This is a genomic window from Azospirillum brasilense, from assembly GCF_008365405.1.
GTDB classification, from domain to species: domain Bacteria; phylum Pseudomonadota; class Alphaproteobacteria; order Azospirillales; family Azospirillaceae; genus Azospirillum; species Azospirillum brasilense_D.
Genome location: NZ_QOKV01000011.1, coordinates 101637 through 122432, shown reverse-complemented (window position 1 = coordinate 122432; position 20796 = coordinate 101637). Strand labels below are relative to the sequence as shown.

Genomic DNA, 20796 nt, shown 5'->3' with positions numbered 1-20796 from the left:
CCGGCGGAGCGGCCTTTTCAGGAGACCGATGTTTTGACGATTCAGCGTTTCGATTGCGGCCCGCGGATGAGCGAGATGGTCGTTCACAAGGGCGCACACAACGGCACCGTCTATCTGTGCGGCCAGATCGCCGATTTCGAGGCGATGGGCGGCGTCACCCACGACGTGACGGCGCAGACCCGCGACGTGCTGCGCCAGATCGACGTTCTGCTGGAGCGCGCCGGCACCGACAAGAGCCGGCTGCTCACCGCCACCGTCTATCTCGCCGACATGGCCGGCTTCGCGGCGATGAACGCGGCGTGGGACGCCTGGGTCGACCGCGCCAACGCCCCGGCCCGCGCGACCGTCGAGGCCAGGCTCGCCGACCCCGACCTGCTGGTCGAGATTCAGGTGATCGCCGCCCTCTGACCAGCTTTCACTGACTTTCCAAACCGGAGTCCATCATGAAACGTCTGGCCCTCGGGCTGGCGATGAGCCTGTGTGCCCTCGCGGCGGCCGTCCCCTCGGATTCGCGCGCCGATGGTCCGCCGCTGCGCATCGCGACGGAGGGCGCCTACCCGCCCTTCAACATGACCGCCCCCGACGGCACGCTCGGCGGACTGGAGGTCGAGCTGGCCAACGCGCTGTGCGAGCGCATGAAGCGCCGCTGCACCCTGGTCGCCCAGGATTGGGACGGCATCATCCCCGGCCTGCTGTCGCGCCGCTACGACGCGATCATGGCGACCATGAACATCACGCCGGAGCGCGCGAAGGCCATCGCCTTCTCCGTCCCCTACATGGTCGTACCGGCCTATTTCGTGGCGGCCACCAGCGGCGGCATCGATGGAACCGAGACCACCCTGGCCGGCAAGTCGGTCGGCGCCCAGACCTCGACCACCCACTACCGCTACGTCGAGAAGCATTTCGGCAAGACGGTCTCGCTGAAGAACTACGACACCGCGTCGAATCTGCTGGCCGACCTGAAGAGCGGGCGCATCGACGCCGCCATCACCACCGGCGCCACCGCGTCCGACTGGGTGAAGGCCGACGCCTCGAAGGCGCTCCAGCTCGTCGGCAAGCCGCTGGTCGACGCCGAGGTGTTCGGCCCCGGCGTGGGCGTCGGCCTGCGCAAGGAGGACGCCGACCTCAAGGCCGCCTTCGACGCCGCCATCGCATCGGTCGTCCAGGACGGCACCCTGGCCCGCATCGCCGCCAAGTACGTCGATTTCACCGTCACCCCCTGACCCGCAACCCCACCGATACCAACCAAAACCGGGAGAGTTCTCGTGATCAAGCGCGTTGAGAAGACCAAGATCATGCACCGCGTCGTCGTCAGCAACGGCATCGCCTTCCTCGGCGGCATCATCGCCGACGACGTCAGCGTCGGCATGCAGGAGCAGACCGCCCAGATCTGCAAGAAGCTCGACGCCGTGCTCGCCATGGCCGGGACGGACAAGACGAAGCTGCTGTCCGCCCAGCTCTTCATCACCGACATGAAGGCCAAGGACGGCATGAACGCCGCGTGGCTGGAGTGGCTGAACGGCGACGACCTGCCGGCCCGCGCCACCATCGGCGTGGCCGACCTGGGCGACCCGTCGATCCTGATCGAGGTCGTGGTGACGGCCGCTGTTTAACGGCGGATAAAAAGAACGGGGGCGCCCGGCACCGTCATGGTGCGGCGGGCGCCCCCGGTCAACGAGCCCGACCGTGATCGGCGGCCGGCCTCACGCCATGTCCTCACGCCATGTGGCGGAGGACTTCGTTGCTGCCGCGCCAGATCATGTCGAGCGCGACGTAGGAGATGATGGCGAGGCCGACCCAGCCGATCCAGCGGTGCTTGTGCAGGACATGCGCGATCATGTTGGCGGCGGCGCCCATCAGAACGACCGACAGCACCAGACCGATCACCAGGATGGTCGGGTGTTCCTTGGCGGCGCCGGCCACCGCCAGCACGTTGTCGAGCGACATCGACACGTCCGCCACCACGATCTGCCAGATCGCCGCGCCGAAGGTGGTGGCCCCCGCCGCCGCGACGGCGGCGTTGCCCGCCACACCGGCGGTGACGGTGCCCGAGGGGTCGGGCGCGTCCATCGCCTCGTCGGGGGCGATCTCGTCCGCGCCATGGCTGCGCAGCTCGCGGTACATCTTCCAGCACACCCACAGCAGCAGGACGCCGCCGGCCAGGGTCAGGCCGATGATGGCGAGAAGCTGGGTGGTGATCAGGGCGAAGAATACGCGCAGCCCCATGGCGGCGGCGATTCCCCAGAAGATGACCTTGCGGCGCTGGGCCAGCGGCACCGCCGCGGCGGCCATGCCGACCACGATGGCGTTGTCGCCAGCCAGAACGAGGTCGATGGCGATGACTTGGAACAGCGCGGCGAGCGCGTCGGCTGTGAACAGATCGGTCATGCGGTGCCTTCCTCTTACATAGGGCAAGAGAGCAGCACCCACGGGCGGGACCAGGCACAGGGCAGAAACGCTGCCGGCAGGGGCGGGCGGGGGCCACTCTGAATGTCTCCAGTCCGACATCACAGTTCAGGGAACTGTCAGAGGGGCCCGGCCTGGTGAGCCGGTCTTTATACCAACACTCCCGACACCACAACTCCGGTTTCGCCGGGGCGGCCATGCGATCGTGTATGGGGTGGGGACGGCACGCCCGCGCCCCGGCCATGGACGCGGGCGCGCCGTTTCGCTCAGAAGGGCAGAGTGCCGACCGGCGTGCCGTCCGCCGTCTCGATGGACAGGGCGGTCCAGCGCGGCGCCCGGCCGCCGCTGCGGCTCACCGACAGGGCGGCCGCGTCCGTGCCGGTGATGGTCAGCAGGCAGACGGACTCGTCGCGGCACACGCTTTCCCCGTCGTCGTCGAACAGGGTCAGCGGGGCGTAGCCCTCCGGGCCGGGGAAACAGCGGACGGTCAGCGGGCCTTCCGCCCAGGACGGGGCGGGGCCGAGCGGCAGCAGCGTGCCGGCCCGGACGAAGGCCGGGCACACCCCCAGCGGCGCCCCCACGGTGACGCGCCCGCCGCCGTCGTAACGCTTGCCGTCGCGCAGGTCGTACCAGCCGCCGGGCACCGCCGGCAGCCAGACCTCCAGCTCCGTCCGGCCGGGGTCGAGGACCGGGGCGACCAGCAGCCGGTCGCCGACCATGGTGCTGTCCTCCTCCTCGTAGGCGGCGGGCTGGTCGGGGAAGTCGTAGAACAGCGGCCGCATCACCGGGTCGTGGTCGCGGTGCGCCCGCCACAGCAGCGTGTAGAGCAGCGGCACCAGCCGCTCCCGCCAGTCCAGCGCGGCCTTCACCTGGGGCAGCAGCTCCGGATAGGTCCAGGGCTCGGTGACGCTGCCGTCGTCGTTCCAGGAATGGATGGTGAAGCGCGGCCACCACACCGCCTGCTCGATCCAGCGCATCAGCAACTCCGGTTCCGGACGGGGACCGGCGAAGCCGCCCACGTCGTGGCCGTAGTCGAACAGGCCCGACAGGCTGAAGCCGTGCCCCATGCGCAGGTTCCAGCGCAACGTCTTCCAGCTCGTCCGGTTGTCGCCCGACCAGGTCTGCACGTAGCGCTGGAGGCCCGGCCCGCCGGAGCGCGAGATCAGGTAGGGGCGCTTGTCCGGCGCGTGGGCCACCTGGGCCAGATGCGAGGCGCGGATCATCAGATGGGTCTGCACCGGGCGCAGCGTCGCCATCGTGCCGCCATGGCCGTTGACGTCGCAGACCGCCGCGTCGTCCCAGATCTCGAACTCGTTGTTGTCGTTCCAGGTCGAACCGATGCCGCGCTCCAGCAGCTCCCGCGTGACGTTGGCCATCCACCAGCGCGTGGTCGCCGGGTTGGTGAAGTCGAGATAGGCGCCGTCGCCGCCCCAGAACTGGGTGATCTGCGGGCTGTCCGGGGCGTCGCTGTCGCGCACGAAGCCGCCGAAGCCCTGGACCTCGGCGAATTTCGGGTGGTCGTCGAGCAGCGCCGGCTTGATGTTGGCGACGAGATGGACGCCGGCCTCGGCGAACTTGGCGGTCACCGCCTCCGGCTCGGGGAACTTGTCGCGGTTCCAGTGGAAGACGTAGCGCTTGTCGCCGATCATCGTGTAGCCGGACGACATCTGGAACGACCCGCAGGGCAGGCCGTACTCCTTCAGCGCGTCGAGGAACCCGAGCAGCCGCACCCCGGCGTCCGGCGCGTCGGTGTACTGCATGGTCGAGCCGGAGTAGCTGATCGCCCAGCGCGGCCGGAAGGAGGTGCGGCCGGTCAGGGCGGTGAAGTTCGCCACGACCTGCGGAACGCTCGGGCCGAACAGGACGTAGCAGTCGAGATCGCCGTCCGACGCCTCGAACCGGATGAAGTCGCCGTGGTAGGCGTCGATGGTCTGGCCGAGGTCGAAGAGGCCGCGCGACAGGTTGTCGTAGAAGACGCCGACCGCCGCGCCGCCGCGCTCCGGCCGCACGCTGAGGCAGAAGGGGATGTGCTTGTAGAGCGGGTCGCTCGTCTCCGCGTCGTAGCCGAGCGCGTCGGTCGTCCCCATGGCGAGGCGCCGGCCGCGCTTGTCGGTGCCGCCGCTCTTGTCGCCGAAGCCGTGGTAACGCTCCCCGGCGTGGCTGACCAGATGGTGGGCGAAGCGCGGGGAACGGTCGTCGAACAGGTAGGGCTGGGTCGGCCGGTCGGCGAGGACGAGCCGCCAGCCGTCGCCCTCGGCCGCCGGCTCGTACCAGCGCAATGCCAGGGGCGAGCGCTGGACCACGACGCGCCAGCCGGGGGTGGTGACGGTGACGCTGTCGGCGCTTTCCTCGACCGCCGCGGGCGTGCCGGGAAAGCCGGTCAGGTCGCGGCGGTCGCGCCCGTCGATGGGGTCGGCCTGCGCGGGGTCGGTCTGGCCCGACAGCTCGGGCGCCAGCGACCAGGTGCGCGGCGTGCGCAGCCCGCCCGGCCGCTCGATGAGGACGCGCGCCAGCGCGGGCCCCAGCGGGAACAGGGTCAGGCGGTAGCCGCGGTCGAGGTCGAAGGCGATCCCCCGGGGGCCGGTTTCCGCCCCATCGCGGGACGGGGCGGGCGCAGCGAGGGAGGCGCCGGTCAGCGTACGCATGGCGCATGAACTCCTGAAGTCATGAGACCTGAAGTTGGAAGGCCGATCCTGAGGGCAGGGCGCGGCTTACTTGATGAGGCCGAAGAGGCGGGGCAGCCAGAGCGACAGGCCGGGGACGTAGGTGACGATCAGCAGCGCTGCGGTGCTCCAGGCGAAGAGGGGGATCAGGGGCCGGATCACCTGCTCGATCGACACGCGCGCCACGGCGCAACCGATGAACAGGGCGCTGCCGGTCGGCGGCGAGACGATGCCCAGGCACAGGTTGAAGACCAGGATCACCCCGAAATGCACCGGGTCCACCCCCAGCTCGACCAGCACCGGAAGGAAGATCGGGGTGAAGATCAGGATGCCCGGCGTGATGTCCAGGAAGGTGCCCATCAGCAGCAGGACGATGTTGACCAGCAGAAGCGCGATGATCCAGTTGCCGGACACCGACTGCACCCAGTCGCCGATGATCTGTGGAATCTCGGCCAGCGACATCACGTAGGCCATCGCCATGGAGGTGCCGACCATCAGCGCGACCACCGCGGTCGCGACGATGGTGTCCACCAGGATCTGCCCGATGTCGGCCACCGACAACTCCCGGTAGGCGAGCGCCAGGGCCAGCGCGTAGACGACCGCGATGGCCGATCCCTCGGTCGCGGTGAAGACGCCGCCGACGATGCCGCCGATCACCACCACGATCAGCCCCAGGCTGGGCAGGGCGGACAGCAGGGCGCGCGACGACTGCGACAGGGTCGGGGAGGGCAGGCGGGCGTAGCCGCGCTTCTTCGCCATCATCCAGGCCGGAATCATCACCGCCAGGCCGAGCAGGATGCCCGGCAGGTAGCCGGCGACGAACAGCGCCGCGATGGAGGTGCCGCCCGACACCAGCGAATAGACGATGAAGGCGCCCGATGGCGGGATCAGCAGTCCGGTGATGCAGGAGGAGATGTTGACCGCCGCGCTGTAGCTGCGGTCATAGCCGGCCTTGTCCATGGACGGCTGCATGGTGCCGCCGATGGCCGAGGCGGCGGCCACCGCCGACCCCGACACGCAGCCGAACATCATGTTGGCGAGGATGGTGATCTGCGCCAGCGGACCGGGCATCCAGCCGACGAAGACCTTGGCGCAGTCGATCAGGCGCCGGGCGATGCCGCCCCGGTTCATGATCGATCCGGCCATGAAGAAGAAGGGGATCGCCAGCAGGGCGAAGCTGTCCAGGCCGGTGGCGATGCGCTGCGCCGTGACCGAGATCGCCGGCAGCGGCGGCATGATCGTCAGCAGCGCCGTGATGGAGGCGAGCCCGGTCGCGTAGGAGATGGGCACGCCGAAGGCCAGCAGGGCGACGAAGGCGGCGCTGAGAACGAGGGCGGGGGAGAAGTCCATGGCTGCGTTTCCGCGACGGAAGGGGTGGGCGTCAGTCGAGCGAGACGGCGTGGCTGGTCACGCCCGGCCCTTCGCGCAGGCTCTCCAGCAGGGCGATCAGCGTGTAGACGAGGGTCAGCGCGCCGGACAGCGGGATCACGGCGTAGACCATCCACATCGGCACCTGGAGCGCCGGCGTCACCTGACCCAGCATGCGCGCCTTGTCCACCAGCAGCCAGCCGCCGCCGCACAGGATCGTCACCGTGAACAGGGCGACCAGTGCCGCGATGGCGATCTCCACGACCCCGCGGGGCCGGGCCGGCAGAAGATCCACCAGCCCGGTGATGGCGATGTGCCCGCGGTTGCCCAGCACATAGGCCGCCCCCAGAAGGCTGACCCAGATGAAGGCGAAGCGGGCGATCTCGTCCGTCGCCGACGTCGAGACGTTGAGCGCGTAGCGGGCAACGACCTGCCACACCACGCAGCCCAGCATGACGACCGTCAGCGGTACGGTGATGGCGAGCACGAACCGGTCGAGCGTGCGGTGGACGGTTGCCAGCATGGGTGCGCTCCTTCTGCGACGCGGCGGGCGGACGGACAAGAGGGACGGGGACTTACTTCACCGCCTGGATGCGGTCGGCGAGCGTGGCGAGGGCCGGGGTGCCCTTCAGGTCGTCGTACATGGGCTGCACGACCTGACGGTAGGCCGCCTTGTCGGCGTCCACGAACTTGACGCCCATCTTCGCCGCCTCGCCCTCGGCCTTCTCCAGCTCGGCCGCCCAGCGCGCGTTGTGGGCCTTGGCGCTGTCGCGGGCCGCCTGGCGCACCAGCTCCTGCTGCTCCGGCTTCAGCCGATCCAGCGTGGCGGTGGCGATCAGCACCACGTCGGGAACGCGGGTGTGCTCGTCGCGGGTGTAGACCTTCATCACCTCGCCGTGGCGGGCCAGCGTCAGGGCGGTCACGTTGTTCTCCGCCCCGTCCACGACACCGGATTGCAGGGCCGTGTAGACCTCGCCCCAGGACAGCGGGGTGGCGGTGGCGCCGAGCAGGTTGACCATGCGGGTGGCGATCGGGCCGGGCTGGACGCGGACCTTCAGCCCCTTCAGATCCTCCGGCTTGGCCAGCGGCTTGTTGGCGTAGAAGCTGCGCGTGCCGTTGTCGTAATAGGCGAGGCCGACGAACGCCTTGGCGCGGCTGGAGGCCAGGATCTCCTCGCCGACCGGGCCGTCGACCACCTTGAAGAAGTGGTCGTTGTCGCGGAACAGGAAGGGCATGTCATAGACGCCGAAGCCCGGCTCGAAGGCGGCGAGCGGCGAGGCGTTGGCGTGCACGAGGTCGAGCGCGCCGTTCTGCATCTGCTCGATCAGTTCGCGCTGCTGGCCGAGCTGGCCGGCGGGGAACACCTTGATGTCCAGATCGCCCTTGCTGCGCTCGCGCACCAGCTTGGCGAACTCGTCCAGCGAGACGTCCACCGGGTGGCCCTTGGCCAGCCCATGGCCGAGGCGCAGCGTGGTCTTGGCGGCGGCCGGCCCGGCGAGGGTCAGGCCCATGACGGCAGCGACGGCGGCGGCGAGAAGGGCGGCGTGGCGGCGGTTCAACGCGAACATGACGGTTCCTCCGGTTATCGTGATTTGGCTGTATCGGTGTGCGGCGATGCGGGCGCCTCGGCGTCGGCCATCGCCCGGTAATGGTCCGCAAGGACGGCGAAGGCGCGCTTGCGGGTGGTCTTGTCCTCGGCGATCAGCCCCTTGCGGTTCCAGCCGCGCTGGAAAGCGGTCTGCCGCCGCTCGGTGCGGAAGTCGTAGAGGACCCAGGGCGTCATCCCGCGCACGTAGGGGGCGGTGGCGAGGATGGCGAGCTGCTCGCGGTAGACCGCCTCCTGGCAGTCCTCGGTGAAGAGGTCGCGCGGGCCGCCGCGCAAGCCCGCCACCGCGTCGGCGCCGAATTCGGAGATGACGACCGGCTTGCCGGGGGCGGAGTTGGCGAGGAGCCGGCGCAGCCCGTCGAAGGAGGGCTCGTACCAGCCGAAATACTCGTTGAGGCCGATCACGTCGAGATGGTCGGCCAGCCGGTCGGCGATGGCGAAGCGTTCGCGGTCGATCAGGCAGGCCGCGGTCACCAGCCGCGTCGGGTCCAGCCGGCGCGCCAGCGCGGCCAGCCGCGCCATGAAGGACAGGCGGGCGTCGGTGTCGGCGTTCTCGTTGCCGACGCCCCACAGGATCGTGCTGGCCCGGTTGCGGTCGCGGGCGATCAGCTCGGCGAGCTGATTCGCGGCGTCCTCGTAGGTGTCGGGGTTGGCGAAGTCGATGGCCCAGTAGACGGGAATCTCCGACCACAGCATCAGCCCGACCTCGTCGGCGATGGCCGCCGCGCGCGGGTCGTGCGGGTAGTGGGCGAGGCGCAAAAAATTGCAGCCCAGCGCCTTGGCGTCGGCATAGCGGCGGCGGATGTCCGCCTCGTTGCTGGTCTTGCCGAGCAACAGGTCGTCCTCATGGACGGAAACGCCGCGCAGGGTGATGTCGCGCCCGTTGAGGAGGATGCGCTCCCCCGCCACGGCGATCTCGCGGAAGCCGACGCGGTCGGCCACGCAATCGTTTCCGAAGCGCAGGGTGACGCCGTAGAGGCGGGGCGAGTCCGGCGACCACAGCTCCGGGGCGAGGTCCAGTTCCACCCGCCCGCGTCCGGCGGTGATGGGAACAGGGGAGGGCGGCAGCAGCCCGTCGATGGCGACGGTCGCCGTGCCGTCCACCGGGTCGGACAGGGTGACGTCCACGGCGACGCGGCGGAAGCCGCTGCCCGGAACCAGCGCCACGCCGAAATCCTGGATGAACACCGGAGGCAGCCGCAGCAGAGCGACGGAGCGGTAGAGGCCGCCGTAATTGAACCAGTCGGTGTGGCGCATCGGCACCCGGTCGGTCCGGCGCGCGTTGTCGACCTGGATCTGGAGGCGGTTCGGGCCGGGGCGCAGATGCCCGGTCAGCTCGACGCAGAAGGGCGTCGAGGCGCCGCGGTGCGCGCCCAGGAATCGGCCGTTGAGGAAGACGCGCGCCTCGTAGGCGGCGGCGCCGATGTGCAGGACGGTACGCTCCCCGGCCTCGCCGGGTGTGTGGTCCAGCGTCCGCGTGTACCAAGCCCCGCCCTCGTAATGCCGCCACTCGGGGCGAAGCATGTTCCAGCAGGCGGGGACCGGGGCGGTCTGCCACGCGCCGTCGTCGTAATCGCGCGGGACGGTCCAGTCCGAGGCCGGCACTGGCTCGTCGGCGTACCAGCCCTGGCGCAGCCCCTCGTCGTGGGGATCAATGGTAAAGCGCCAGTCGCCATCCAGCGATTCGACGGCGCGCCCGGCGACGGTCACCAGGGTTGCGGCGCCCACCCGCCCGCGGGCGAAGGCGTCGGCGTAGCGCTCGTCATGAAGATGGTCGTAAGGGTCAACGACCGTGGCGCGGTCGGCGCCTTCGGCTGTCATGAGCGTCCTCTCCCTCATTTTCTTGTCCGCGCCCGCCTCGTGGGAGGGGCGTGGTGAGCAATTCGTCCATCCGCCGGCGTCGATAGCGATGTCACCGTCGAGGGAAATCGATTACCCTTGCGGAAACAATAGGCGGGCGTGCATCTCTACGCAACCGGTTTTCACGCCGCCGTCGACCGCCAACCCTCTTGCGCAGACCGAGGTGCCATGCCCCCGCCAGCCGACCGCAAGCGCGCCTCGCGCACGGAGCGTGCGTCGCTCACCCCGTCGCTCGCCCAGGTGGCGGCCCGCGCCGGGGTGTCGGTCGCCACCGCCTCGCGCGTCATCAACGGCGTCGCGAACAAGGCGACGGAGGAGACGGCGGAACGGGTGAGGGCGGCGATCCGCGAGCTGGGCTACCGGCCCGGCAGCGTCGGGCGGGCGCTGCGCCGCCGGGAGAGCCGCATCGTCGGCGTGCTGGCCGCGAATCTCGCCAATCCGTCCATGGCGGCCATCGCCTCGTCCATCGAATGGTCGCTGCGCGGGGAGGGGCTGGTGATGTCGCTGTGCGACACGCACGAGCGCGCCGACGTGCAGGACGAGTACATCCGCGAGATGCGTGCCCAGCTCGTCCGCGCGATGATCCTGGTGGGGGCGGTGGACAGCCCGGCGCTGGACGAGGCGCGGGCCGCCGGCGACACGCTGGTTTTCGTGAACCGCCCGGACCCCGGCGACCCGTTCTCGCCCTATGTCGGACTCGACAACGCCGGGGCCGGGGCGGAGATCGCCGACCGGTTGCTGGAGCGCGGGGTGCGTCGCATCGGCGTCCTCCACGCTTCGCTGGACCGCACCGCCGGCCATTGGCGCCTGCTCGGGCTGTTCGACCGGCTGGCCGCGGCGGGGGTGGACACGGCGGCGATCCCCTGCGCCACCGGGCCGGGGCTGGATCACATCGTGGCCGGCTATCACGCCATGGGCACGATGCTGGAGCGGCCGGACCGCCCGCCGGTGATCGTCTGCCTGAGCGACCTGCTGGCCTACGGCGCCTACCGTCGCGCCCGGGAGGCTGGGCTGGACGTGCCGGGCGACGTGGCCTTCTTCGGCTTCGACGACAACCCGATCAACCCCTGGATCGCCGACTGGCTGAACTCGGTCCGCGTGCCGTCCGACCATTTCGGCCCGGCCATTGTGGGGATGCTGCACCGGCTCTGGGACGGAGAGGAGCGGCCGGCCCCGCTGCTCCTGGCCCACCAGCTGACCATCCGCAATCGCCGTCTGCCGGGCGAGACTGCACCTGTCTCGGGGAGTTGAGCCAAGCTCCGAACCCCGTGAGTCGATGAGCAGTCGGACCGATACATGGCTTGGGCTTTGCGGCAGTACCCACTCGAGTGGGCCAGATGGCGCGGGTGGGCGTGGACAGCGTGTCAGGTGGCCGCCGCCTTCCGAGCCGGCTCAAAGCCACGGGCCTGATGCAGCGCTCCACCGTGTTGGTATCCATCTCGACCCGGCCGTCGTCCAGGTGGACGCACAGTGCTTTCCATCAGCCGAGCCCATAACGGATCGCCTCGGCCAGCTTGCCGAAAGCACGGTCCGGAGCCTGCTGCACCGGCGCGCAGGCACCAATCAGCAAATGCGCTGGTTTCCGCGGGGCGTTCACCGGATGCTGAAGGTGCGCACCGCCGTGATGAACGGCACACTTGCCGCGGACCACACCGCTGCCGAGCCATACGCCCGCCGACTTTCCGGCGGGCGGCTTGAAGGCCTCCAGGTTTGAGACGGTCTCTCCCGGACAATCGGATCACTTTCGTGTGGTGAGCCCAACTCGGCGCGACCGCTGACGGAACCCCGCTGCTCCAGCCTCAGGCAGGTTCGCCGATGGTCAGCGCGATGGTGCCGACCTGGGCAATCGAACCTTCGATCCGGTTACCGGGCCTGACCGGGCCGACGCCTTCCGGGGTGCCGGTGTAGATCAGGTCGCCCGGTTGCAGGTGGTAAAGGGTGGACAGATGGGCGATCAGCTCTGGAATCGACCAGATCAACAGAGTCAGGTCGGAGGACTGCTTCGTCTGGCCATCGACCCGCAGTTCGAGCGTCCCGCTCGTCGGGTGGCCGCACTCCGCCACCGGGACGATCTCCGACAGCACGGCGGAGTCTTCGAAATCCTTGCCGATGTCCCAGGGCCGCTGCTTGGCGCGGGCGGCGAGCTGCAGGTCGCGCCGGGTCATGTCGAGGCCGCAGGCATAGCCGTAGACCACGTCCAGCGCCTGTTCCCGCGTGACGCGGAAGGCCGGCTTCCCGATGGCGACAACCAGTTCCATCTCGTAATGGTAGTTCTCGGTGGACGGCGGATAGGCGATGGCCGCCCCGCTCGGGACGTAGGTGCCGGGGGACTTGGTGAAGTAGAAGGGCGCCTCGCGGTCGACCGGCACGCCCATCTCGCGGGCATGGGCCTCGTAATTCCGGCCGACGCAGAAGATGCGGTTGATCGGGAAGCGGGCATCGGTGCTACGGACCGGGGCGGCGGGAAGCGGCGCTGGATCGAAGACATAGCGGGTCAAGTCGGTTCGTCCTTGGATGGGGTTGAGTTACTCGGCGTCGGGCTGGCGGCCCGGCTCCGCAGCCTGGAAGGCGGGCAGGGCACGCGCAGCCGCGACGATGCGGCGGATGGTGGGATAGGCGTCGAGCGGGCAGTTCATCCGCTCCGCGTTGAAGACCTGCGGGACGAGGCAGACGTCGGCCAGCGTCGGCTCGTCGCCGAAGCAGAAGGTGCCGGGCTGCGGGCTGGTCGCCAGCATCGCCTCCAGCCCGCGGAAGCCCTCCGCCACCCAATGGGCGTACCAGGCGTTGCGCGCCTGCTCGTCCAGGCCGAGATCGTCGCGCAGGTGGTTCAGGATGCGCAGGTTGTTGACCGGGTGGATGTCGCAGGCAATGGCCAGCGCCACCGACCGCACCCAGGCGCGGCCGAACGGGTCGCGCGGCAGCAGGGCCGGGGTGGGATGGGTCTCATCCAGATAGTCGATGATGGCGAGCGACTGGGTCAGCGCCCTGCCGTCCTCGACCAGCGCCGGCACCAGCCCCATCGGATTGACGGCGAGATAGCCGGGCGAGCGTTGCTCCTTCCGGCGCAGGTGGATGAAGTGCTGCTCCGCCTTCAGTCCCTTCAGGTTGAGCGCGATGCGCAGCCGGTAGGCCGCGGACGACCGGAAATAGCCGTAGACCTCCATCGGCATGCTCCTCAGTCCTTCACCCGGTTGCCGCGGTCCTCGCGCCACAGGCCGAGCTTCTGTTGGGCGATGCGGTCGGAATAGCTGAAGATCACCGCATCCTCGTCGGCGTGATGGCTCACCCATTTCCAGCTCGGCACGACGAACACGTCCTTCGGCCCCCAGGCGAAGGCCTGGCCGTCGATCGTCGTGGTGCCGCGGCCCTCGACCACCGCGAAGATGGTGGCGTCGGTGCTGCGATAGGCGCTGGTTGCGAAATCCTTGGGCAGGAGTTGCATGAAGGCCGACATGGTCGGCATCGGCGAACCGCCGTCCACCGGATTGACGAACCGCATCTTCAGCCCGTGGCAGGGGTCCCAGTCCTGCTGGCGGCGCATCGTCTCCAGCGCCTCGCGCGTGCGGGCATAGGGATAGTTGAAGATGGGGGAGGACGGCTGCGCCGCCTCGTAATCGACCGGCAGCATGTTGGCGCCGAACTGAGCCAGCGAATGGCCGATCGGCCGGGTCAGCGGCTGCTCCTCCTCCGGGTAGGATTCGGCGAAGGAGGCGTCGTAGAAGGAGACCGTCGGGATGTCGAGTCCGTCGAGCCAGATCATCGGCTCGTCGCTGTGGTTGCCGTGGTCGTGCCAGGCGCGCGGCGGGGTGATGACGAAATCGCCGACCTGCATGATGGTGCGCTCGCCGTCCACCGAGGTGTGGGCCCCGGTGCCGTCCAGCACGAAGCGCACCGCCGACTGGCTGTGGCGGTGGGCCGGCGCCACCTCGCCCGGCAGCACCAGCTGAAGCCCGGCGTAGAGCGAGGTGGTGATGCGGTTCTGGCCGGGCATGCCGGGATTCTCCAGCATCAGCACACGGCGCTCCGCCTCCTTGGCGGTGATGAGGGAGCCCGCTTCCAGCAGCAGCTCCTTCATCTCGGCGAAGTTCCACAGATGGGGCACGCAGGCGCTGCGCGGCTCGCGGGTGATGATGGCGCCCATCACCGACCACAGCGGGTTCAGGTTGCGCTTGCTGATCTTGTCGTAATAGGCCTGCCGCTCGGGCGTGTCGGCGGGCGGTCCGGAGATGGACATGTCCTCTGTTCCTTTCTGTCAGATGGCGTCGCCGAGGCCGGTCACGCCATAGAGCCATGCGACGCGGTCGTAATGCTGCTCGCGGCTCGAATTGCCGAGGACGGCGTTGCGCAGCGCCGCCTGGCCGCCCGCCGGGTGGTAGACGTACTCGCCCATCAGGCGGGAATTGAGCTGGACCCGGCCGGTGCGGGCGAAACGGTCGCGGTTGTAGGCGGAGAAGGCGGCGTCCAGGTTTCCTTCCGTCTCCGCCATGTGGTGCGAAAGGTTGACCGCGTCTTCCAGCGCCATGCAGGCGCCCTGCGCCAGATATTGCAGCATCGGGTGGGCGGCGTCGCCCAGCAGAACGACACGGCCGTCCACCCAGTCGGGCGTCGGATCGCGGTCGCACAGCACCCAGAGCTTCCAGTTCTCGCCACGCTCGATGATCTGCTTGGGCCGGTCGGCGATGTGGCTGAAGCCCTCGTACACCACCTCCCTGGTCACCGGCACGCCGGCCACCGCCTCGGCGGCGTCGTTGTGGCAGGTGACGACGAGGTTGAAGACCTTGCCGCCCTTCAGCGGGTAATGGACGATGTGGCATTTCGGGCCGGCCCACAGCGTCGCCGCGTTCCAGCGCAGATCCTCCGGCATCTGCTCGGTCGGGATGACCGAACGGAAGGTCGTGTGGCCGGACACGCGCGGCTGGGCGTCGCCGACCACCTGCGCCCGCACCTTCGACCGCAGCCCGTCGGCGCCGACCAGCGCCGAGCCGGTCAGCCGCCCGCCGTCGCCGAGCGTCACGGTGACCGACGCGCCGTCCTGTTCGTAGCGCTCCACCGACGAACTGGTGCGCAGCTCGATCAGGTCGCTGGTCCGGCAGGCGTCGAGCAGCACCATGTGCAGGTCGGCGCGATGGACGACGGCGTAGGGATTCTTGAAGCGCCGGCGGAACGGCTCGTCGAGCGGGATGGCGGCGATGCGCTCGTCACGGACGGCGTCCATCAGCACCAGATGGTCGATGTAGACGGCCTTGGCCCGTGCGGCGTCGCCGACGCCGAGCCAGTCGAAGGCGTGGAAGGCGTTCGGGCCGATCTGGATGCCGGCGCCGATCTCCCCCAACTCGGGGGCCTGTTCGAGCACGATCGAGCGGAAGCCCTTGCGGGCCAGCCCCAGCGCGGCGGCCAAACCGCCGATGCCGCCTCCGGCGATCAGGATGGGACGGTCAGGCATGTGTGTGTTCCTCTGCGTGATCTCTGGTCTTTCACAGCGTGGCGAGCAGCCCGCCGTCCACGGGGATGACCTGTCCGTTGATGAAGCCGCTGGCCGGGCCGGCGAGGAAGACCGCCACCCCGGCGATGTCGTCGGGCGTTCCCCAGCGGCGGGCCGGCACATCGCTCTCGATGTAGCTCCGGAAGGCCGCGTTCTCCTGCATCGCCACGGTGAAGCCGGTGGCGACGAAGCCGGGGGCGATGGCGTTGCAGGAGATGCCGAGCGGCCCGTATTCCACCGCCAGCGCCCGCGTCATGGCGGCCAGCCCGCCCTTGGCGGTGGCGTACGGGCTGATGGTGCCGCGCGCGCCGAAGGCCGCGACCGACGACATCAGCACGATGCGCCCGCTGCGCCGCTCCACCATCGACGGCAGCACCGCCTGGCAGAGGTTGAAGGCGCCGTCGACATGGGTCTGCCACAGCGACGCCCACTCCTCCGGCCGGTACTCCAGGAACGGCTTGCGGATCTGGTTGCCGGCGTTGCTGAACAGGCTGTCGACGCGGCCCCAGCGGTCGAGCACCGCGGCGACGCCGGCCCGCACCGCCGTGGGTTCGGCGACGCTGAAGGGCACGGCCATCGCCTCCAGCCCGTCGTCGCGCAGGCTCGCGGCGGCCTGCTCCGCGCGGTCCGCGTCGAGGTCGTTGACGGCGACGCGGGCACCGGCCTGCGCGGCGGCGCGGGCGGCGGCGAAGCCGATGCCGCCGGCTCCGCCGGTGACGAGGAAGACGGAGCCGCCGAGCCCGAAGCGGCTTTCCAGAAAGGCCTGAGCGGACATGCGCCGGCTCCTGTCGGTGGAGAGGGGAGGGAAGGGAGGATCAGAGCTTCTGCAGCTTGCAGGCGCCCGACGGGGCCGGGGTCGCCTGCTCGGCCGGGAAGGACATCGTCACCACCGGGCGCAGCTTGCCGTCCGTCTCGGCGACATGGCCGAAATAGTTGGGCAGGATCAGCTGGTTGTCCTCGGGCCGGAAGGCGACCCTGCCGAGGATGGTGTCGAAGCTGCCGCCGCTCATCGCCCGGGCGATGTCGATCGGCTTGACGCTCTTGGCTTTCTCGACCGCCTGGAAGATGACCTGCATGCCGAGATAGGTCTCGCCCTCGAAGTTGGAGGGCTGGTCGCCGTTGTAGTGCTTGGCCCAGGCGGCGACGAAGCTCTTGTTCTCCGGCGTGTCGAGAGTCGAGCTGTAGTTGATGATGCCGTGGATGCCCTTGGCGGTTTCGCCCATCGCCTGCACCGTGTTGTCGGTGACGAAGCTGACCCCGGCGGTGAAGACGCCGTCGAGCAGGCCGAACTGGCGGGCCTGGGTGGCGAAGCTGACGGCGTCGCGCCCGGCCAGCGCCACCCACAGCCCTTCGGCGCCCGACGCCTTGATCTGCTGGATGTAGGCGGCGTAATCGGTGGCGCCGAGCGGCGGGTAGAGCTCGGCGACGACCGATTTGCCGTTGGCGGTGGCGGCCTCCTTGAAGCCGGCGCCGGAGCCGCGGCCCCAGGCGCCGTCCATGCCGATGATCGCCCATTTCTGTTCCTTGCGGCCGGCAAGCCAGGGATTGACCACCGCCGCGTCCTGCGCGTCCTGGTGGTTGACCCGGAAGGCGCGGCGGACGCAGGAGTCGCCGGTGATCTTGTCGCTCTTGGTCACGGTGGCGACATAGAGCGCGTCCCAGCGGTCGAGCATCGGCGCGATGGCCAGCGCTTCGCCGGACGCGATGACCCCGGTCAGCACCTTGTAGCCTTCCAGCGCCAGCCGTTCGGACTGCTTGCGGGCGAGGTCGGGCTTGGCCTCGGTGTCGAGGATCTTGGCCTCGACCTTGTGGCCGGCGACGCCGCCCCGGGCGTTGGCCTCGGCGATGGCGAACTCGACGGCACGCTTGGCCTGGTTGCCGAGGTCGGCGTAGGTGCCGGACATGGCGGTCGGCACGCCGATCTTCAGCATGTCCTGGGCATGGGCGGTGCCGGTATGGACGATGCCGGAAAGGGCGAGGGCGAGCACGCTGGCGGCGCCGAGGGCGCGAAGCTTGAGGCTGTTCGTCCTGGTCACTGTTTCCTCCATGGTTTTGTTTTTCTTCCGTCTCCCGCTCCGGGAGAGGGCATTCAGACCGCGATGTGCTTCTTCAGGCTTTCCTTGGTCAGGCCGGCCATGGCGCCCTGTTCCGCCACCTCGCCCTTGGACAGCACGTAGTAGCGTTCGGCCACCCGGCGGACGAGGCTGTAGTTCTGCTCGATGATCAGCAGGCCCGTGCCGCCGTCGGCGACGTGGCGCAGGTTGTCGGCCAGCTCGTCGACGATCACCGGGGCCAGCCCCTCGCTCGGTTCGTCGAGCACCAGCAGATGGGGGTTGGCCATCAGGGCGCGGCCGATCGCCAGCATCTGCTGCTGCCCGCCCGACAGCGCCGTCCCCGGCGTGTCGGCCCGCTCCTTGAGGATCGGGAACATCGCGAAGACCCGCTCGACGGTCCAGGCGCCCTTGCGGCGGACGGCGGCGCCCAGGATCAGGTTCTCGCGCACCGTCAGGTTGGGGATGATGCAGCGCCCCTGCGGCACGACCGAGATGCCGGCGCGCGCGGCTGTGAAGTGGCGGATGTCTCCCACCGCCTTGCCGGCCAGCCGGATTTCCCCCTGCATGCGCCGGGCGATGCCGAGGAAGGCGTTGACGATGGTCGTCTTGCCGACCCCGTTGCGGCCCAGCACGGCGACCCGCTCGCCGGCGTCGATGCGCAAATCCAGGTCGTGCAGGATGCGGGCGCCGCCATAGCCGGCGACGACGTTGCTGAAGGCCAGAAGTTCGCTCATGCCGCACTCCCGAGATAGGCGGTGACGACCTCGGGCGAGCGCCGGATCTCGTCCGGCGTGCCTTCGGCCAGGACGCGGCCCAGTTGCAGGACGGTGATGCGGTCGCAGATGGAGAAGACCACCTCCATGTCGTGCTCGACGATCAGGACGGTCACCTTCCAGCGCTGCGCCAGATCGCGCAGCAGGGTGGCGAGCCCCAGCGATTCCCGCATCGACAGCCCGGCCGCCGGCTCGTCGAGCAGCAGCACGCGCGGCCGTCCGATCAGCGCCAGCGCCAGATCGAGCCGGCGCTGCTCGCCATAGGCGATGTCGCACGCCCGCGCATCGCCCAGACCGGTCAGCCCCAGCTCGTCCATCACCTCGTGGACGTTGGGCTTCTCGGCTTGCCGGGCGGCGATGTCGAGCTGCTCGCGCACCGACAGCTCGGGAAAGATGTTGGTCTTCTGGAAGGAGCGGGCCATGCCGTGGCGGCGGCGCTCCTGCACGCCCATCGCACCGATGTCGCGGCCGTCCATCCTCACCTGTCCGGACCAGACGGCCGCCCGGCCCGACAGCACGTCGATCAGCGTCGACTTGCCGGCCCCGTTCGGGCCGATCAGGCCGCGGATTTCGCCGTGGGGAACCGCGATGTCCACCTTGTTCACCGCGAGGAATCCGCCATAGGGACGGGTCAGCGCCGTGCCCTCGATGGCGTAGGTGCCGTTCATCGATCCGTTCTTCGGCCCGCTCATGCCCTGCCTCCCGTCCTGCGCAGCAGGCGCCCGGCCAGTTCCGCCAGGGTGCCGGCGATGCCGGCCGGCATCAGCACGGTGACGACGATCACGGTGACGCCGATCATCGCCGGCCAATGCTCGGTCAGGTTCCCGGCCAGATCCTTGAGGAAGAAGAAGATCATCGCGCCCAGCGCCGGCCCCCACAGGAGCCGCGGGCCGCCGATGACCGCCATGATCAACGCCGAGCCGGACAGGCTCCAGTGCAGCACTTCGGGCGAGACGAAACCGTTGTAGAGTGCGAAGAGAAGCCCGGCCAGCGCCGCCACGAAGGCGGAGATGGCATAGGTCGCGGCGCGCGGCAGCACCGTGCGATAGCCGATGAAGCGGGCGCGCTCCTCATTCTCGCGGATCGCCTCGGTCAGCCGGCCGAAGGGGCTGCGCACGGTGACGTAGAGCCCGAAGATCACCAGCGCCAGCAGGCTCCAGCACAGGACGAACATCGTCTCGGGTTGCTGCACGACGGAGATCGGCAGGCCGAACAGGGTGTCGGGCAGCGGGATGGCGAAGCCGTCGTCGCCGTTGGTCAGCCCTTGCGCCTTCATCGAGAATTCGTGGAAGGCCTGCCCCACCGCGAGAGTCAGCATCGAGAAGGCGACGCCGGGAACCCGCACGATCACCAGCCCGAGCAGGAAGGCCGTCAGCGTCGGCACGGCGAGCGCCAGCACCAGCGCCAGCTCCGCCGGCAGCACCTCGTGGCGCAGCAGCAGGCCGAGGCAGTAGGCCGACACCCCGTACCAGGCGGCGTGGCCGAAGCTGACGACGCCGTTCTGGCGGATCAGGAAGCCGACGCCGACCGCCAGCATCCCGCCGATCACCGCCTGGGTCAGCAGCGTCAGCACCAGCACCGAAGCGACCACGCCCGGAAGGCCGAAGCCGACGCCCAGCGCCACGGCGAGCAGCAGCCAGGACAGGTGCGACCGGCGGGGGGCGACGACGCGGGCGCCGGTGAGGTTCATGGTTGCGCGGCTCATACGTGGCTCCCTGCGAATCCGGTCGGCCGCCACACCAGGACCGCGACCATCAGGAGGAAGGGCACCATCGTCGCCGCCCAGGGGACGTAGATGATGCCGAGATTGTGGATCTGGCCGATGGCGAGCGCCGCGATCAGCGCGCCGGAGAAGCTGCCGAGCCCGCCGACCACCACGACGATGAAGGATTCGATCAGGATCGACCCGCCCATCGACGGCGACAGCGCCAGCAGCGGGGCGGCGATGGTGCCCGACAGCCCGGCCAGCCCGGTGCCGACGGCGACGACCAGCGCGCTGACCCGGTCGGTGTTCACCCCCTGCACCGCCGTCGTCACCGGATCGATGCTGGAGGCGCGGACGAACAGGCCGACGCGGCTGAAGCGCAGCCACAGGGCGAGCCCGACGCCGACCGCCGCCGCGACGGCGATCACCAGAAGTCGGTAGGTCGGGAAGGGCTGGCCCAGGATGTCGACGCTGCCCGCCAGCATCTCCGGCAGCGGCAGGGAATGGGTCTCCTTGCCCCAGACGGTGTGGGCGAGATCCTCCAGGATCAGCAGCAGCCCGAAGGTGACCAGCACCGTGGCGATCGGGTCCTGGCGGCGCAGCGGCCGGAACACCGACACGTCGAGCAGGGCGCCGGCCACCGCCAGCACCACGGCGGCGCCCAGGACACCCGCCCAGAAGCCGGCGACGGTGGCGATGCTGAAGCCGACATAGGCGCCGATCATGAACAGGCTGCCATGGGCGAAGTTAACCACCCGCCGCAGCCCGAAGATCAGCACCAGTCCAACCGACACGATGAAGAGCAGGCCCCCGTAGACGAGGCCGTTGAGAACTTGGATCAGCAATGCGTTCGCCATCTTGGGGAACCCTTCGATGCCG

20 protein-coding genes and 2 pseudogenes are annotated in these 20796 nt (G+C 69.6%); 5 read left to right on the top strand and 17 right to left on the bottom strand.

What is annotated here, in order from left to right:
• Window positions 1-33: 33 nt before the first annotated feature.
• From DS837_RS17925 to DS837_RS17915, 3 genes are read left to right on the top strand one after another with little or no spacing between them, the layout of a single operon-like run.
• A complete protein-coding gene (locus tag DS837_RS17925; protein ID WP_170295897.1) occupies window positions 34-408 on the top strand; it encodes a RidA family protein in 375 nt (124 codons plus the stop codon).
• Between the two features lie 35 nt (window positions 409-443).
• Window positions 444-1223 carry a transporter substrate-binding domain-containing protein gene (locus tag DS837_RS17920; protein WP_149166002.1) on the top strand — a complete coding sequence of 260 codons (780 nt, stop codon included), beginning with the start codon at window positions 444-446 and terminating at the stop codon, window positions 1221-1223.
• A gap of 42 nt (window positions 1224-1265) precedes the next feature.
• Complete coding sequence (locus DS837_RS17915; protein WP_035680290.1) at window positions 1266-1613, top strand: RidA family protein; 348 nt, start codon at window positions 1266-1268, stop codon at window positions 1611-1613.
• Window positions 1614-1716: 103 nt separating this feature from the next.
• Here DS837_RS17915 and DS837_RS17910 read toward each other — a convergent pair whose 3' ends face one another.
• The 6 genes from DS837_RS17910 to DS837_RS17880 form a co-directional block, all read right to left on the bottom strand.
• A complete protein-coding gene (locus tag DS837_RS17910; RefSeq protein ID WP_149166001.1) occupies window positions 1717-2388 on the bottom strand; it encodes a TerC family protein in 672 nt (223 codons plus the stop codon).
• 284 nt (window positions 2389-2672) lie between these two features.
• Window positions 2673-5051, bottom strand: coding sequence for a glycoside hydrolase family 31 protein (locus tag DS837_RS17900; RefSeq protein ID WP_149166000.1), 2379 nt, complete (start codon window positions 5049-5051; stop codon window positions 2673-2675).
• Window positions 5052-5117: 66 nt separating this feature from the next.
• Window positions 5118-6419 carry a TRAP transporter large permease gene (locus DS837_RS17895; RefSeq protein ID WP_149165999.1) on the bottom strand — a complete coding sequence of 434 codons (1302 nt, stop codon included), beginning with the start codon at window positions 6417-6419 and terminating at the stop codon, window positions 5118-5120.
• Between the two features lie 31 nt (window positions 6420-6450).
• Window positions 6451-6960 carry a TRAP transporter small permease gene (locus DS837_RS17890; protein ID WP_149165998.1) on the bottom strand — a complete coding sequence of 170 codons (510 nt, stop codon included), beginning with the start codon at window positions 6958-6960 and terminating at the stop codon, window positions 6451-6453.
• Between the two features lie 52 nt (window positions 6961-7012).
• Window positions 7013-8005: a TRAP transporter substrate-binding protein gene (locus DS837_RS17885; protein WP_149165997.1), complete on the bottom strand. Its 993-nt coding sequence runs from the start codon at window positions 8003-8005 to the stop codon at window positions 7013-7015.
• A gap of 14 nt (window positions 8006-8019) precedes the next feature.
• Entirely contained in the window at window positions 8020-9864 is a 1845-nt protein-coding gene (locus DS837_RS17880; protein WP_211102297.1) for a glycoside hydrolase family 2 protein, read from the bottom strand.
• A 207-nt stretch (window positions 9865-10071) separates the two neighbouring features.
• Between DS837_RS17880 and DS837_RS17875 the strand changes: the two genes are divergently transcribed.
• Complete coding sequence (locus tag DS837_RS17875; protein WP_149165995.1) at window positions 10072-11154, top strand: LacI family DNA-binding transcriptional regulator; 1083 nt, start codon at window positions 10072-10074, stop codon at window positions 11152-11154.
• 136 nt (window positions 11155-11290) lie between these two features.
• Here the strand turns inward: DS837_RS17875 and DS837_RS17870 are convergent.
• Window positions 11291-11419 (bottom strand): annotated as a pseudogene (locus DS837_RS17870) (IS66 family transposase); the annotation flags it as partial.
• Window positions 11420-11422: 3 nt separating this feature from the next.
• On the opposite strand from DS837_RS17870, the pseudogene DS837_RS17865 reads away from it, so the two are divergent.
• Window positions 11423-11601 (top strand): annotated as a pseudogene (locus tag DS837_RS17865) (ISKra4-like element ISAzba1 family transposase); the annotation flags it as partial.
• 101 nt (window positions 11602-11702) lie between these two features.
• Here DS837_RS17865 and DS837_RS17860 read toward each other — a convergent pair.
• The 10 genes from DS837_RS17860 to DS837_RS17815 are packed head-to-tail and all read right to left on the bottom strand — an operon-like array spanning window position 11703 to window position 20774.
• On the bottom strand, window positions 11703-12401 hold the full coding sequence (locus DS837_RS17860; protein ID WP_149165994.1) for a fumarylacetoacetate hydrolase family protein: 699 nt from the start codon (window positions 12399-12401) through the stop codon (window positions 11703-11705).
• Window positions 12402-12428: 27 nt separating this feature from the next.
• Window positions 12429-13067 carry a maleylacetoacetate isomerase gene (gene maiA / locus DS837_RS17855; RefSeq protein WP_149166075.1) on the bottom strand — a complete coding sequence of 213 codons (639 nt, stop codon included), beginning with the start codon at window positions 13065-13067 and terminating at the stop codon, window positions 12429-12431.
• Window positions 13068-13078: 11 nt separating this feature from the next.
• Entirely contained in the window at window positions 13079-14137 is a 1059-nt protein-coding gene (gene gtdA, locus DS837_RS17850; protein ID WP_149165993.1) for a gentisate 1,2-dioxygenase, read from the bottom strand.
• Window positions 14138-14155: 18 nt separating this feature from the next.
• On the bottom strand, window positions 14156-15346 hold the full coding sequence (locus DS837_RS17845) for a 3-hydroxybenzoate 6-monooxygenase (protein WP_149165992.1): 1191 nt from the start codon (window positions 15344-15346) through the stop codon (window positions 14156-14158).
• Window positions 15347-15377: 31 nt separating this feature from the next.
• Window positions 15378-16160: an SDR family NAD(P)-dependent oxidoreductase gene (locus tag DS837_RS17840; RefSeq protein WP_149165991.1), complete on the bottom strand. Its 783-nt coding sequence runs from the start codon at window positions 16158-16160 to the stop codon at window positions 15378-15380.
• A 40-nt stretch (window positions 16161-16200) separates the two neighbouring features.
• Window positions 16201-17421, bottom strand: coding sequence for an ABC transporter substrate-binding protein (locus tag DS837_RS17835; RefSeq protein WP_170295896.1), 1221 nt, complete (start codon window positions 17419-17421; stop codon window positions 16201-16203).
• A gap of 53 nt (window positions 17422-17474) precedes the next feature.
• Window positions 17475-18173, bottom strand: coding sequence for an ABC transporter ATP-binding protein (locus DS837_RS17830; RefSeq protein WP_114860719.1), 699 nt, complete (start codon window positions 18171-18173; stop codon window positions 17475-17477).
• Window positions 18170-18904 (bottom strand): ABC transporter ATP-binding protein, encoded by a 735-nt coding sequence (locus tag DS837_RS17825; RefSeq protein ID WP_247890002.1) that lies wholly within the window; start codon window positions 18902-18904, stop codon window positions 18170-18172. The genes DS837_RS17830 and DS837_RS17825 overlap by 4 nt, the downstream gene beginning before the upstream one ends.
• On the bottom strand, window positions 18901-19917 hold the full coding sequence (locus tag DS837_RS17820; protein ID WP_211102295.1) for a branched-chain amino acid ABC transporter permease: 1017 nt from the start codon (window positions 19915-19917) through the stop codon (window positions 18901-18903). Before DS837_RS17820 ends, DS837_RS17825 begins: the two co-directional genes overlap by 4 nt.
• The gene (locus DS837_RS17815) at window positions 19914-20774 is read right to left on the bottom strand and encodes a branched-chain amino acid ABC transporter permease (protein WP_149165989.1); all 861 of its coding nucleotides are present in this window, start codon (window positions 20772-20774) and stop codon (window positions 19914-19916) included. Before DS837_RS17815 ends, DS837_RS17820 begins: the two co-directional genes overlap by 4 nt.
• Window positions 20775-20796 lie beyond the last annotated feature (22 nt).